Below are 13,663 nucleotides of genomic sequence, written 5' to 3'. Positions count from 1 at the left end.
CCCCAATACGCCGCCACGGCCTTCGCCGGGCTCCTCAGGAAGGAGGGCATCGCGGTGTCGAAGTCCGTACGCCAGGGCGACGCCCCCGCCGGCGCCGCCGAACTCGGCCGGGTCGACTCCGCCCCCATCTACGCCCTCGTCGAGCACACCCTGACCGAGAGCGACAACGACATGGCCGAGGCGCTGATGAGACACGTCGCCATCAAGGAAGGCCAGCCGGGCTCCTTCGAAGGGGGCGCCAAGGGCGTGACCGCCGTACTCCAGCGGCTCGGGGCCGCCCAGGGCGTGACCGCGCTCTCCGACGGCAGCGGCCTTTCCATCCGCAACCGCATCAGCCCCCGCGCCCTCGCCAAGATCATCGCCATGGGCGGTTCCGCCGACCACCCCGACCTGCACGCCATCGCCTCCGGCATGCCCATCGCCGGCTTCTCCGGCACCCTCGGCAACGGCCGCCGCTTCACCGCCGCCGACAGCAAGGGTCAGGTCGGCCTCGTACGCGCCAAGACCGGCACACTCAACAACGTCAACACCCTGGCGGGGCTCGCCACCACCAAGGACGGACGGCTGGTCACCTTCGCCTTCATGGCCGACCACGTACCCGTCAACGCCGAACCCGTACTCGACCGCCTCGCCGCCATCGTCGCCCGCAACTGAGACGCACATGGCGATCCTGCGGATCGCGGCTCGGCCGGTCCTTCGCGGGCACGACGAGAAGCACGTACGGTGGACGTTATGCAGGTGATCGACTGGGATCTGGCCGTCACGACCGGCACGCGCCTGGTGCGCCCCGGTCCTCAGGTGAGCCGGGAGGAGGCCAGGCAGGCCGTCACCGAGCTCCGCACCCTGTCACGTGAGGCCGAGGGCCACGTGCGCGAGTTCACACAAATTCACACCGACACCGCGCCACAGCCCGCGACCATCGTCGACCGGCCGGGCTGGATCAAGGCCAACGTCGAGGGCTTCCGCGTGGTGCTCGAACCCCTGACCCAGCGCATGAGCAGCGGCGACAACCCGCCGCCCGCCATCGTCACGGCCGTGGGGTCCCGCATCACGGGCGTCGAGGTCGGCGCCGTCCTGGCGTTCCTGGCCTCGCGCGTGCTGGGCCAGTACGAGCTGTTCCTTCCGCCCGACCCGACGGGTGAGGAGCCGACGGGCCGCCTGACCCTGGTCGCGCCCAACATCGTGCACGCCGAGCGCGAGATGGCCGTCAACCCGCACGACTTCCGCCTGTGGGTCTGCCTGCACGAGGAGACCCACCGCGTGCAGTTCACGGGCGTGACGTGGCTGCGCGAATACGTGCGCTCGCAGATGACCGAGTTCCTGCTGGCCTCCGACCTCGACCTGCCCACGCTGCTCGAACGCCTGCGCAACGCCGCCGACACGGTGGCCGACGTGGTGCGCGGCGGCGAGGGCAACCTCATCGACGCCATCCAGTCGCCCGGCCAGAAGGAGATCCTCGACCGCCTGACGGCCGTGATGACCCTGGTCGAAGGGCACGGCGACTACGTGATGGACGCCGTCGGCCCGTCCGTGGTGCCGTCGGTCGCCGACATCCGCTCCAAGTTCGCCCAGCGCCGCGAGGGTGGCTCCCGCCTCGACCGCACGGTCAGGCGGCTGCTGGGGATCGAGGTCAAGATGAAGCAGTACGCGGAGGGCTCGGCGTTCGTCCGCACCGTGGTCGACCGGGTCGGCATGGACGGCTTCAACAAGGTCTGGACCTCGCCCGAGACACTGCCGACGACGCAGGAGATCTCCGACCCCGACCGGTGGGTCTCCCGCGTCATGGGCACTCCGGCCCTGCCCGCCTGACCCGCCTCACCGCGCTGTCCTCAGGGCTGCGCGGTGAGGCCCGGCGTTTCCCGGCGGCGGCGTGAGCCGGGACAATGGGCTGCGTGGGGCCACATCCAGCAGTCGCCGACGTACGCAGGGCTGTGCGCGAGGCGCTGGCCGGCGTCGAGAAGGGCGCGCTGGTCCTGGCGGCGTGCAGCGGCGGAGCCGACTCCGTTGCCCTGTCGGCCGCCCTGGCGTTCGTGGCTTCCCGGATGGGCCTGCGGGCGGGGGCGCTGACCGTGGACCACGGGCTGCAGCCGGGCTCGGCCGAGCGCGCCGCGACGGTGGCGGAGGCGGCACGCGGCATGGGCCTCGATCCGGTCGAGGTGCTCACGGTGACGGTGGGTACGGCGGGTGGTCCCGAGGCGGCGGCCAGGGACGCGCGCTACGCGGCGCTGACGGAGGCGGCCGACCGGCTCACGGCGACGGCGGTCCTGCTCGGGCACACCAGGGACGACCAGGCGGAGACGGTCCTGCTCGGCCTGGCGAGGGGGAGCGGGCCGCGTTCGTTGTCGGGCATGGCGGCGAGCAGCGGGCGTTATCTGCGGCCGTTCCTCGGTCTTTCACGGGCCACCACGGTCGCCGCCTGCCGGGCGCTGGGCCTGTCCCCGTGGGACGACCCGCACAACGACGATCCCCGCTTCACGAGGGTGCGCGTCAGGAGGCACGTGCTGCCGGTGCTGGAGAAGGAGCTGGGCCCGGGGGTCGCGGAGGCGCTCGCGAGGACCGCGGGGATGGCGCGCGAGGACGCCGACGCACTGGACGGGTGGGCGGATTCGGCGTACCGAAATTGCGCTCTAAGCGATATCGAGGGGTCGGTCAGGTTGTCCGTGGGCGAGCTGGAGAGATTGCCCAACGCCGTCAGGCGGCGGGTCCTGCGCCGCGCGGCCATCGCTGCGGGAGCACCGCCGGGAGCGCTGTCGGCCGCCCACGTGCTGGCCGTGGACCGGCTGGTCACGCGGTGGCACGGGCAGAAGGCGGTGGACCTGCCCGGGGGTCTGTCGGCCGTGCGGCGGTATGACACCCTGATACTCGCCATCAGTCCCATCCCGTAAGGAACCACAGGTGGACGCTGCCGACATGGGCAATGACCTGGAAAAGGTCCTCATCTCCGAGGAAGATCTCCAGGTCAGGATCAAAGAGCTCGCCGGCCGGATCGACGAGGACTATGCAGGCAAGGAAGTCCTGCTCGTGGGCGTGCTGAAGGGCGCGGTCATGGTGATGGCCGACCTGGCGAGGGCTCTGCACGTGCCCGTGCAGATGGACTGGATGGCGGTGTCGTCGTACGGTGCCGGCACGAGGTCGTCGGGTGTCGTACGCGTGCTGAAGGACCTCGACACCGACATCCTCGACCGCCATGTGCTGATCGTCGAGGACATCATCGACTCCGGTCTGACCCTGCACTGGCTGCTGGAAAACCTGAAATCGCGCAATCCGGCCTCGCTGGAGATCTGCGCCGCGCTGCGCAAACCTGACGCGGTGAAGGTGCCTATCGAGGTGAAATACGTGGGTTTCGACATTCCCAGCGAGTTCGTCATCGGTTACGGCCTCGACTACGCGGAGCGATACCGCAATCTGCCCTTCATCGGCACGCTGGCTCCGCACGTTTACACCTAGCGATTCCGCCGGTGTTCCCGGCGGGCCGGGAACACCGCGCAACGTGACGTACGTTGATAGGGCAAGACCGGTGTAGCGGGCGGGTCCCTCCGTGCGCTGTGCCGGTGTACCTTCGGACTCCTGAAGGGTGACCCCGTGTCCCCTTCGGGTAGTCAGAACTCGCGGTGTCGGATGCCGCGGCCCCGGGGCGACCCGGGGTTTCACAGGCCATGGTCAGGAAGGGACGGGCCCGCAAGGGGTTCCGCATCGGATGGATCTCAAGCGATTTACACGTGGGCCACTGCTGTGGATCCTGGGCATCGTCGTGCTGCTCCTGCTCGTCACCCAGCTCTGGAGCGGTGGCGGCAATTACAAGCCGGCCGACACGTCCTTGGTTCTTCAGCAGATTCGCGCCGGAAACGTCAGCAACGCCAAGATCATCGACAAGGACAACCGGATCGAGGTGACGCTGACCAGCCCCGTCGTGGTCAAGGCCGGCGACGCCCCGACGAAGCTGATCCAGTCCGACTGGGTCACCGGTTACGGCAGCAAGCTGACCGACGAGCTCCAGGCTCAGGTCGACGCGGGCAAGACGAAGAGCTTCGCCACCGAGGTGCCGCAGGAAAACTTCCTGGTGAGCCTCCTGGTGAGCTTCCTGCCGATCGTCATCATCGTGCTGATCTTCCTGTTCATCATGAACCAGATGCAGGGCGGCGGCTCCCGGGTGATGAACTTCGGCAAGTCGAAGGCCAAGCTGATCACCAAAGACACCCCCAAGACGACCTTCTCCGACGTCGCCGGCGCCGACGAGGCCATCGAGGAGCTGCAGGAGATCAAGGAGTTCCTGCAGGCTCCGTCCAAGTTCCAGGCGATCGGCGCCAAGATCCCCAAGGGCGTGCTGCTCTACGGCCCGCCCGGCACCGGCAAGACGCTGCTGGCCCGCGCGGTCGCGGGTGAGGCCGGCGTGCCGTTCTACTCGATCTCCGGTTCCGACTTCGTCGAGATGTTCGTCGGTGTCGGCGCCTCGCGTGTTCGTGACCTGTTCGAGCAGGCCAAGGCCAACGCTCCGGCGATCATCTTCATCGACGAGATCGACGCGGTCGGCCGCCACCGCGGCGCCGGCCTGGGCGGCGGTCACGACGAGCGCGAGCAGACGCTCAACCAGCTGCTCGTCGAGATGGACGGCTTCGATGTCAAGGGCGGCGTGATCCTCATCGCGGCCACCAACCGGCCCGACATCCTCGACCCGGCGCTGCTGCGTCCTGGGCGTTTCGACCGGCAGGTCACCGTCGACCGGCCCGACCTCGAGGGCCGCAAGGGCATCCTCAAGGTGCACGGGCGGGGCAAGCCGTTCGCTCCCGACGTCGACCTCGACGTGATCGCGCGGCGCACCCCCGGCTTCACCGGCGCCGACCTGGCCAATGTGATCAACGAGGCGGCCCTGCTCACCGCGCGGGCCGACCAGAAGCTGATCACGATGGAGCTTCTCGAGGAGTCGATCGACCGTGTCATGGCAGGGCCCGAGCGCAAGACGCGGGTCATGTCCGACAAGGAAAAGAAGATGATCGCCTATCACGAGGGCGGTCACGCGCTGGTGGCGCACGCGCTGCCCAACTCCGACCCGGTGCACAAGATCACGATCTTGTCCCGTGGCCGCGCGCTCGGTTACACGATGACGCTGCCGATGGAGGACAAGTTCCTGGCCACCAGGTCGGAGATGATGGACCAGCTCGCGATGTTGCTCGGCGGCCGGGCGGCGGAGGAGCTCGTCTTCCACGAGCCGACCACCGGCGCCTCCAACGACATCGAGAAGGCCACGGCCGTCGCCCGCCGCATGGTGACCGAATACGGCATGAGCGAGCAGCTCGGCGCCCGCAAGTTCGGCAGCGGCCAGGCGGAGGTCTTCCTGGGCCGCGAGATGGGTCACGAGCGCGACTACTCCGAGAAGATCGCCTCCACGATCGACGAGGAGGTCCGCCGGATGATCGAGACGGCGCACGACCAGGCCTGGGACATCCTGGTCGAATACCGCGACGTGCTCGACAACCTGGTGCTCGAGCTCATGGAGAAGGAGACCCTCTCCCGTGAGCAGGTGCTCCAGATCTTCAGCCCGGTGGTCATCAGGGAGCACCGTCCGTCCTATGCGGGCTACGGCAAGCGGCTGCCCTCCGACCGCCCGCCGATCCTGACCCCGAAGGAGCAGTCGGCCAACGGCTCGCTCACCACGGGCCACCAGGACGCCCTTCCGTCCGGAGACAGTGCGTGACGCAGCACGACATCGACCAGGGCCGGATCGAGAAGGCCGTACGCGAGATCCTCTACGCCATCGGCGAGGATCCCGACCGCGACGGCCTCCTCGACACGCCTGCCCGGGTCGCCCGCGCCATGACCGAGCAGTATTCAGGGCTCGGCCAGACGCCCGAGGACGTGCTGACCAAGGTCTTCGACGTCGACCACGACGAGATGGTGCTCGTCAGGGACATCGAGGTCTACTCGACCTGCGAGCACCATCTGGTCCCGTTCCACGGGGTGGCCCACGTGGGCTACATCCCCAACCAGCGCGGTGAGGTGACGGGCCTGTCCAAGCTGGCCCGCCTGGTCGACGTGTTCGCCCGCCGTCCCCAGGTGCAGGAGCGCATGACCTCGCAGATCGCCGACGCGCTCATGCGGGTGCTGGAGCCGCGCGGGGTCATCGTGGTGGTCGAGGCCGAGCACCTGTGCATGACGATGCGTGGGGTGCGCAAGCCCGGTGCCAAGACCGTGACCTCGGCGGTCCGCGGTGACTTCCGCACCAGCGACAAGACCCGTTCCGAGGCAATGGCGCTGATTCTCCACCGCTGATGACGGAACGGGGTACCCACGATGTCATCACGTGTCGGGAAGCGCCTAGGCTTGGCCCATGACTAGCGTGCCCATGAACGTGCCGGGAGGCGCGGATCGGTGCCTCGTCATGGGCGTGGTCAATGTGACGCCCGATTCGTTCTCCGACGGCGGGCGATGGTTCGACGAGGAGGCCGCGATCCAGCACGGCCTCGACCTGGTCCGTGAGGGCGCCGACATCGTCGACGTGGGCGGCGAGTCCACCCGTCCCGGGGCCGCCAGGGTGTCCCTGCAGGAGGAGCTCACGCGGATTCTCCCGGTGATCAGGGCGCTCGACGCGGAGGGTGTGCGGGTCAGCGTCGACACGATGCGGGCGGAGGTCGCGAGGGCCGCGGTCGAGGCGGGCGCGCGGCTCGTCAACGACGTGAGCGGCGGGCTGGCCGACCCCGACATGCCCCGCGCGGTCGCCGCGACCGGAGTCCCCTACGTCGTGATGCACTGGCGCGGCCACAGCCACGACATGGACAGCCGCGCCGTCTACGCCGACGTGGTCACCGAGGTCCGCGAAGAGCTGAGCAAACGGGTCGATCTGGTGTTGGCGGAGGGCGTCACGGAGGAGCAGATCGTGATCGACCCCGGTCTCGGGTTCGCGAAGAACGCCGACCACAACTGGGCACTGCTGGCCGGCATCCCGAAGCTCGCCGAACTGGGTTATCCGCTATTGGTGGGCGCGTCGCGCAAACGGTTCCTCGGCCGACTGCTGGCCGGCCCCGACGGCACACCCCGGCCGTTCAGCCGCAGCGACGACGCGACCTTGGCGGTGACCGCGCTGGCCGCCCACGCGGGCGCTTGGTGCGTGCGCGTGCACGAGGTAGGTCCCAATGCCGATGCCGTGCGCGTGGCCGCCGCATGGAAGAGAGCCGGAGCCAACACATGAGCGTCGACACCGCCGCTATCGAGACGGTGAACCAGGAGTTCTACACCGCTATCGAGAACGCCGATCTCGACAAGATGACCGAGATCTGGGCGGAAGACTCCGGTGACGAGCAGGTGAGCTGCGTGCACCCGGGCTGGACCCTGCTGACGGGCCGCTCGGAGGTGCTGCGGTCATGGGCGTTGATCATGGCCAACACCACCTACATCCAGTTCGTGCTGACCGACGTCAACACGACCGTGCTGGGCGACGTGGCCGTGCTCACCTGCGTGGAGAACATCCTCACCGCGGGCGAGGAGGGCGAGTCCAGCTTCGCCGCGGGCAAGGTGGTGGCCAGCAACGTCTACCTCCGCACCCCGCAGGGGTGGCGGTTGTGGATGCACCATGGCTCGCCCGTGCTCCAGAGCGATGACGACGAGGAGGAGGACGGCGAGCTTGAGCGCTGATCGCATCGCCCTCAAGGGCCTGCGGGCCCGGGGGAGACACGGCGTCCTCGCTGCCGAGCGGGAGCTCGGGCAGGAGTTCGTCATCGACGCGACGTTGTTCCTCGACACCGCGCCGGCGGCGGCCGGTGACGACCTCACCAAGACCGTCCATTACGGCGAGCTGGCCGAGGCCCTCGTCAAGGTCGTGGAGGGCGAGCCGGTCGAGCTGATCGAGACGCTCGCGCAGCGGCTGGCCGAGGTGTGCCTGGCGAATGAGCTGGTGCACAGGGCCGAGGTGAGCGTGCACAAGCCGGCGGCACCCATCCCGCTGCCCTTCGACGATGTGGTCGTGACGATCGAGCGGAGCCGCTGATGAAGGCTGTCATCGCCCTGGGCAGCAACCTGGGGGCCCGCTTCCAGACGTTGCAGGGCGCCGTCGACACCCTGTTCGACGCCCCTGGGCTGAGGTTCGTGCAGGCGTCCCCCGTCTACGAGACCGACCCCGTCGGCGGCCCGTCCGGGCAGCGCCCCTACCTCAACGCGATCGTGATCGCCGAGACCACGCTGGAGCCCTTCCGGCTGCTGGAACGGGCGCTCAACGTCGAGGACGCCTTCGGCAGGGTCCGGGGCGAACGGTGGGGGCCGCGCACTCTCGACGTCGACCTGGTGGCGGTGGGCGAGCTCGTCAGCGACGACCCCGAGCTGACGCTGCCGCATCCGCTCGCCCACGAGCGCGCGTTCGTGCTGGTGCCCTGGTCGAAGGCCGATCCCGAGGCGGTGCTGCCCGGTCGCGGCCGGGTGGCCGACCTGCTGGAGGGGCTCGACCGGCAGGGCGTACGCCTGCGCGACGACCTCAAGCTGCAGAGGCCGGATTGAGGCCCACACATCCCGGCCATCTGGTCGGCATCCTCGTCGTCGTCGCGCTGCTCACCTGGGTGGTGATCCAGCCCGTCTACTCCGACCTGCCGCTGATGCCGTGGACCGCGATCCCCACGGTGACGTTGCTGGCCATCGGCGAGGGCTACACCGCCTGGCTGACCAAGGCCAGGATCGAGAGAAAGCCCGGCACCAAGCCGGTGGAGCCGATGGCGGTGGCCCGGCTGGCGGCGCTGGCGAAGGCGTCGGCGTACGCGGGGGCGGCGTTCGGGGGGATCTTCGCCGGGTTCGGGCTGCACACGGCGCAGCTGCTCGACCGGGAGACGCCACGGGGCGAGTTCTTCGTCGCCGCGGGGTCGCTGGTGTCGTGCGTGCTGCTCGTCTGCGCCGCCCTCTACCTGGAGCACTCGTGCCGCATCCCCAAGGAGCCGGAGGACCAGGAGCGCGACTAGTGCTCGCCGGAGAGGTCTTCGGTGCTGCGCCGGGCGGCGGCCCGCACACGGTCGTGCCACATCTCCCGGCGCAGCAGGCGCAGCGCGCGGCGGATCACGTCGCTCGGCCGCTCGCCTTCCCGCAGCGCGGCGCTGATGATCCGCAGGTCCTCGGCGGTGGCGTGGAAGCCGATGTCAGGCATGTTCCGAGCCTAGGGAGCGGCTGACGTCCTCGTCCCGCTTTTGGCGCACAGGTGTGCGGCGCCGGCCGAAGAGATAGATGACGGGGGCGGTGCAGATCAGCGGGCCGATGATGGCGATGGGGCGTTCCAGCCACCATTTCAGGTCGGGCGGGATCTGGGTGCCCATGGTGCCGAACCACCACCACGACAATCCCAGCGCGATCGCCATCCCCGTGGTGTGGAAGAGGAACAGCGGCAGCGAATAACGGTTGATGAAGTCGTTGACCCGGCGCCAGCCCGGCCGTACGAGTACGCGTTCCATGGAGGGCCGCAGCACCTCCACGAGCCCGATCTGGAAGAGCAGCAGCGCCACGATCACGAACGTGGGCGGCGCCATGTTCGACCACTTGTCGCCGGGCACGCCCACCATCGAGCCGGGATAGATGCCCGAGTAGACCAGCCCGAACAGGGCGAACAGCCCGGTCCACAACAGTCCCTTGTCATAGCGGCGGGGCAGCGCCACGACCCGGTCGTAGAAGAACCCGGCCTGGTGCGCCAGCCCCCAGACGATGAGCATGTTGAGCCAGCCGACCCGGTCGACGCCGTAGCTGAAGCGCACCACGTCGATCACCAGGGCGGCGCCGCCGAGCCAGATCAGGGCGAGCACGTCGTAGCGGTTGTGCAGCCACAGCGCCACGGGCAGCAGCGCGATCAGCACCAGGTAGACGCCGAGGAACCAGAGTGGGCTGAGCACCAGCAGCACGACCCGCCACATCCAGTCGACGCCGAAGGCCCACGTGACGACAGCCCCGATGACGGCCCACACGCCGGACAGGACGAGCGCGGGTAAGGCGAGCGCGCGGATGCGCCGCAGGACGAACGAGCCGATGCCGACGCCCCGCGTCTTGGCCCGGTTCCAGGACAGCAGGTGCACGTGACCGCCGACGTAGAAGAACAGCGGCAGCACCTGCAGCAGCCAGGTGAGGATCCACAGGCCCGAGGTGAAGCCGAGCGGGCTGGTGGGCTCGGGGCCGTGCGGCTTCCATTCGAGAATGGTGAACGCCCAGTGCCACACCACCACGACGATCAGGCTCAGGGCGCGCAGCCAGTCGACGTACTTGTCGCGCTCTTGCGTCGTCACTTGTCGATGTCACCCACGACGAAGAACATCGAGCCGAGGATGGCGACCATGTCGGCCACCAGGTGACCAGGCAACATCTCGCGCAGCACCTGGATGTTGTTGTAGGAGGCGGAGCGCAGCTTGAGCCGCCACGGCGTCTTGTCGCCCCTGGAGACGAGGTAGTAGCCGTTGATGCCGAGCGGGTTCTCCGTCCACGCGTATGTGTGGCCCTCCGGCACCTTGAGCACCTTGGGCAGGCGCTGGTTGATCGGCCCTGGAGGCAGCGCGCGCAGGCGTTCGGCGCAGGCGTCGGCCAGGTCGAGCGAGACCTTGAGCTGTTCGAGCAGGACCTCGAAGCGGGTGTGGCAGTCGCCCGCGCTCCTGGTGATCACCTTGACGGGCAGCTCGGGGTAGGCGAGGTAGGGCTCGTCGCGCCGGAGGTCGAAGTCGACGCCGGAGGCGCGGGCGATGGGGCCGCTCACGCCGTACTGCATGATCTGGTCGTGGGTGAGCACGCCGACGCCCGTGGTGCGGGCCAGGAAGATGTCGTTGTTCAGGATGAGGTTCTCGATGTCGGGCACGCGGCGGCGGGTCTGCGCGACGGCCGCCGACACCCGGTCGAGCCAGCCGAGCGGCAGGTCTTCCTTGAGCCCGCCGACCCGGTTGAACATGTAGTGCATGCGCCCGCCGGAGATCTCCTCCATGACGGCCTGGATGCGCTCGCGTTCGTCGAAGGCGTAGAACAGCGGGGTGATCGCGCCCAGCTCCAGAGGGTAGGAGCCGAGAAACATCAGGTGGTTGAGCACCCGGTTGAGCTCGGCCAGCAGTGTGCGCGCCCACACGGCCCTGACCGGGGGCTCCATGCCGAGCAGGCGTTCGGCGGCGAGCACCACGCCCAGCTCGTTGGCGAACCCTGACAGCCAGTCGTGCCGGTTGGCGAGCATGATGATCTGGCGGTAGTCACGCACCTCGAACAGTTTCTCCGCGCCGCGGTGCATGTAGCCGATGATGGGCTCGGCGGTGGCGATGCGCTCGCCGTCGAGCGTGAGCCGGAGCCGAAGCACCCCGTGGGTCGACGGGTGCTGCGGGCCGATGTTGAGGATCATGTCCTCGGTGGCCAGTTCTTTCGCGCCCGCACCTATGCCGACCACACGTTCCGTCATACGGCCATGCTGCCACCGTCGTGGGTGTCGATCCAGCGGCGGGGGGACCGTCAAACCTTGGTATGCGTGTGCATCCCAAAGTCGGACATGGGGAGGGATATCTAGAACGGGGGGAGAAATCACCATGAAGAGAATATTGTTCGACGTCGCGGCTCTGGTCGCGCGCGTGGTGACGGGCGTGATCTTCCTGGCCCATGGATGGCAGAAGTGGCAGGGCGGCCTGGGCGCCGCCGCGCAGGGCTTCAGGGAGTCGGGGATCCCGGCGCCCGAGGTGGCCGCCGCGTACGCGACCGTCGTGGAGACCGTCGGCGGCATCTTCCTGATCCTCGGCCTGCTGGTCAGGCCCGTGGCGGTGCTGCTGCTGCTCAACATGCTCGGCGCGATCTTCTTCGTGCACTGGGGCCTCACCCCGCTGTCCGCCGACAACGGCTGGGAGGTGCCGGGTGCCCTCGGCTCGCTGAGCCTGCTGTTCCTCGTCCTGGGCGGCGGCCGGTTCGGCCTCGACGGCATCTTCCGCGCGATGTCGCGCCGGCGGGCCGAACGCCGCGCGGCCGAGGCGGACCTCGCCGCCCACGCCCCCGCCGGGCGGGGCGGCCCGACGACACCCTTGCTGGCGCAGGAGGAGCCGCCCCAGGTGCCCCGGCAGCCGAGCGCGCCGAAGGACAGCGGCCTCAGCGACAAGGACATGCGCGACATCGACGCCCTGGTCGGCGACGAGCAGCCACCACGCCGCGAACCGCCCAAGGGCTGACCTTCAGCGGGCGGTGAGGTCGCGCAGCGCATCGATCAGCCGGTCCACGTGCTCCTGCGTGGTGCCGATGCCGATCGAGGCGCGCACCGCTGACGCGGCGCCGTCCTCGCACCCGCCGTCCGGGAGCCCGTTCTCCGTGCCCAGCAGGTGCCGGACGAACGGGTGCGCGCAGAACTTGCCGTCGCGCACCCCGATGCCGTACTCCCCGGACAGCACCTCGGCCACCTCGCGGGCCGCTCGCCCCTCGACGGTGAACGACACGATGCCCACCCGCGGATGGTCGTCCCCCCACAGGGACAGCTCGCGTACACCCTCGATCGAGGCGAGACCGGCCCGCAGCCGGGCGATCAGGCGCTCCTCCTCGCGCACCAGTGGGGTCCATCCGGTGGCGGAGAGCGCGTCGCAGGCGGCGGCCAGCGCGATGGCGCCGAGCACATTCGGCGTGCCCGCCTCGTGCCGCGGCTCCGGGTCGTCGTGCCACTCGACCCCGCCGGCCACCGACCGGACCGCGCCCCCGCCTTTCAGGTACGGCTCCGCCTCGGCCAGCCAGTCACGCCGCCCGATCAGCACGCCCGCGCCGAAGGGGGCGTACAGCTTGTGCCCGGAGAACGCCACGTAGTCGAGGTCCAGCGCGGTGAGGTTGAGCCGCCGGTGCGGTGCGAGCTGCGCGGCGTCCACCAGGATCCTGGCCCCGTGCCGGTGCGCGATGTGGGCCAGGGCGGCGATCGGCCACAACTCGCCGGTGACGTTGGAGGCGGCGGTGACCACGAGCAGCTTGGGCCCGTCGATCGCGGCCAGCGTCTCGTCGGCGGCGCGCACGGCCTCGCCGGGGAAGGCGGGTGGCGCCAGGCGTACGGACCGGGGCCAGGGAAGGAGCGAAGCGTGATGCTCGGTGTCGAAGACGACGGTGGTCGTGCCCTCGGGCAGGCAGCGGGCGAGCAGGTTGGTGGCGTCGGTGGTGTTGCGGGTGAAGATGACGGCGTCGCCCGGCCGGGCCCCGGCGAACGCGCTGACGGTGTGCCTGGCCTGCTCGTAGCGGGCGGTGGTGAGCTGGGAGGCGTAGCCCGCGCCGCGGTGGACGCTGGAGTAGGCCGGGAGCGCGGCGGCGACGGCCGCGCTGACCGGCTCCAGACAGGGGGCGCTGGCGGCGTAGTCGAGGTTGGCGTAGCTCACCAGCCGGCCGCCCTTGACCGGCACCTTGAGGTCGGCGCCGAGCACGGCGGGGACAGGTCGCTCGGGCGTGGGGGCGAAGGCCTCGGCGGCCCTGGTGGAAGCGGACGTGAAGATCGTCAACGTGGACACGGCAGTTCTCCTCGGGGTCGCCGGACCCCTGGAGCAGCCACGGAGCCCGCGCTTGCCCGCCACACCTCGTGACGGACCAGGTCCTCACCCGGGGCACCCCGCCGCGGACGCGAGGGTTGCCGGCCAGCTAGCCGGGGCTTGTCGCTGGCACTCATGACCTACGTCAAGAACTATAACCCGGACCCGGGCATGCGTCGCAAGCGGGGGCAGCAGGCGCTGGAGGAAGAAGGCAC

Annotated in this window: 16 protein-coding genes and 1 riboswitch; of the genes, 12 read left to right on the top strand and 4 right to left on the bottom strand. The window is 69.6% G+C overall.

What is annotated here, in order from left to right:
- From dacB to E1267_RS09980, 11 genes are all read left to right on the top strand, one after another.
- Nucleotides 1-654: D-alanyl-D-alanine carboxypeptidase/D-alanyl-D-alanine endopeptidase (gene dacB, locus E1267_RS10030; protein ID WP_132332072.1), on the top strand; the 654-nt coding region annotated here is incomplete at its 5' end.
- A gap of 78 nt (nucleotides 655-732) precedes the next feature.
- On the top strand, nucleotides 733-1,809 hold the full coding sequence (locus E1267_RS10025; protein WP_171055449.1) for a zinc-dependent metalloprotease: 1,077 nt from the start codon (nucleotides 733-735) through the stop codon (nucleotides 1,807-1,809).
- Between the two features lie 74 nt (nucleotides 1,810-1,883).
- Nucleotides 1,884-2,885 carry a tRNA lysidine(34) synthetase TilS gene (gene tilS, locus E1267_RS10020; protein WP_132332070.1) on the top strand — a complete coding sequence of 334 codons (1,002 nt, stop codon included), beginning with the start codon at nucleotides 1,884-1,886 and terminating at the stop codon, nucleotides 2,883-2,885.
- A gap of 10 nt (nucleotides 2,886-2,895) precedes the next feature.
- Nucleotides 2,896-3,447 carry a hypoxanthine phosphoribosyltransferase gene (hpt, locus tag E1267_RS10015; protein WP_132332068.1) on the top strand — a complete coding sequence of 184 codons (552 nt, stop codon included), beginning with the start codon at nucleotides 2,896-2,898 and terminating at the stop codon, nucleotides 3,445-3,447.
- A 250-nt stretch (nucleotides 3,448-3,697) separates the two neighbouring features.
- The gene (gene ftsH, locus E1267_RS10010; RefSeq protein WP_132332067.1) at nucleotides 3,698-5,692 is read left to right on the top strand and encodes an ATP-dependent zinc metalloprotease FtsH; all 1,995 of its coding nucleotides are present in this window, start codon (nucleotides 3,698-3,700) and stop codon (nucleotides 5,690-5,692) included.
- Entirely contained in the window at nucleotides 5,689-6,267 is a 579-nt protein-coding gene (gene folE, locus E1267_RS10005) for a GTP cyclohydrolase I FolE (RefSeq protein ID WP_132332065.1), read from the top strand. The genes ftsH and folE overlap by 4 nt, the downstream gene beginning before the upstream one ends.
- Before the next feature lie 58 nt (nucleotides 6,268-6,325).
- A complete protein-coding gene (folP, locus tag E1267_RS10000) occupies nucleotides 6,326-7,183 on the top strand; it encodes a dihydropteroate synthase (RefSeq protein WP_165959538.1) in 858 nt (285 codons plus the stop codon).
- Nucleotides 7,180-7,626: a nuclear transport factor 2 family protein gene (locus tag E1267_RS09995; RefSeq protein ID WP_132332063.1), complete on the top strand. Its 447-nt coding sequence runs from the start codon at nucleotides 7,180-7,182 to the stop codon at nucleotides 7,624-7,626. The genes folP and E1267_RS09995 overlap by 4 nt, the downstream gene beginning before the upstream one ends.
- Nucleotides 7,616-7,978, top strand: coding sequence for a dihydroneopterin aldolase (folB, locus tag E1267_RS09990; protein WP_132634350.1), 363 nt, complete (start codon nucleotides 7,616-7,618; stop codon nucleotides 7,976-7,978). The genes E1267_RS09995 and folB overlap by 11 nt, the downstream gene beginning before the upstream one ends.
- The gene (gene folK, locus E1267_RS09985; RefSeq protein ID WP_132332059.1) at nucleotides 7,978-8,481 is read left to right on the top strand and encodes a 2-amino-4-hydroxy-6-hydroxymethyldihydropteridine diphosphokinase; all 504 of its coding nucleotides are present in this window, start codon (nucleotides 7,978-7,980) and stop codon (nucleotides 8,479-8,481) included. Before folB ends, folK begins: the two co-directional genes overlap by 1 nt.
- A complete protein-coding gene (locus E1267_RS09980; RefSeq protein ID WP_132332057.1) occupies nucleotides 8,478-8,933 on the top strand; it encodes a DUF3180 domain-containing protein in 456 nt (151 codons plus the stop codon). The genes folK and E1267_RS09980 overlap by 4 nt, the downstream gene beginning before the upstream one ends.
- On the opposite strand, the gene E1267_RS09975 is transcribed toward E1267_RS09980, so the two are convergent.
- Genes E1267_RS09975 through E1267_RS09965 form a run of 3 tightly spaced genes read right to left on the bottom strand, consistent with a single transcriptional unit; the run spans nucleotide 8,930 to nucleotide 11,377 of the window.
- Nucleotides 8,930-9,115, bottom strand: a complete 186-nt coding sequence (locus E1267_RS09975; protein ID WP_132332055.1) for a hypothetical protein — start codon at nucleotides 9,113-9,115, stop codon at nucleotides 8,930-8,932. The two genes, E1267_RS09980 and E1267_RS09975, sit on opposite strands and share 4 nt — an antisense overlap.
- Complete coding sequence (locus E1267_RS09970) at nucleotides 9,108-10,235, bottom strand: acyltransferase family protein (RefSeq protein ID WP_220449398.1); 1,128 nt, start codon at nucleotides 10,233-10,235, stop codon at nucleotides 9,108-9,110. Before E1267_RS09970 ends, E1267_RS09975 begins: the two co-directional genes overlap by 8 nt.
- A complete protein-coding gene (locus E1267_RS09965) occupies nucleotides 10,232-11,377 on the bottom strand; it encodes an NADH-quinone oxidoreductase subunit D (RefSeq protein WP_132332053.1) in 1,146 nt (381 codons plus the stop codon). The genes E1267_RS09970 and E1267_RS09965 overlap by 4 nt, the downstream gene beginning before the upstream one ends.
- A 124-nt stretch (nucleotides 11,378-11,501) precedes the next feature.
- Between E1267_RS09965 and E1267_RS45300 the strand changes: the two genes are divergently transcribed.
- Entirely contained in the window at nucleotides 11,502-12,128 is a 627-nt protein-coding gene (locus E1267_RS45300; RefSeq protein ID WP_181957774.1) for a DoxX family protein, read from the top strand.
- A 3-nt stretch (nucleotides 12,129-12,131) separates the two neighbouring features.
- Here E1267_RS45300 and E1267_RS09955 read toward each other — a convergent pair whose 3' ends face one another.
- Nucleotides 12,132-13,430 (bottom strand): aminotransferase class V-fold PLP-dependent enzyme, encoded by a 1,299-nt coding sequence (locus E1267_RS09955; RefSeq protein WP_132332051.1) that lies wholly within the window; start codon nucleotides 13,428-13,430, stop codon nucleotides 12,132-12,134.
- Nucleotides 13,431-13,473: 43 nt separating this feature from the next.
- Nucleotides 13,474-13,589: riboswitch (SAM riboswitch) on the bottom strand.
- Between the last annotated feature and the right edge of the window lie 74 nt (nucleotides 13,590-13,663).

Source organism: Nonomuraea longispora, from assembly GCF_004348345.1.
Taxonomy (GTDB): Bacteria; Actinomycetota; Actinomycetes; order Streptosporangiales; family Streptosporangiaceae; genus Nonomuraea; species Nonomuraea longispora.
Note: the sequence above shows the minus strand (reverse complement) of the source record. Positions and strands in the feature narration are given on the sequence as shown.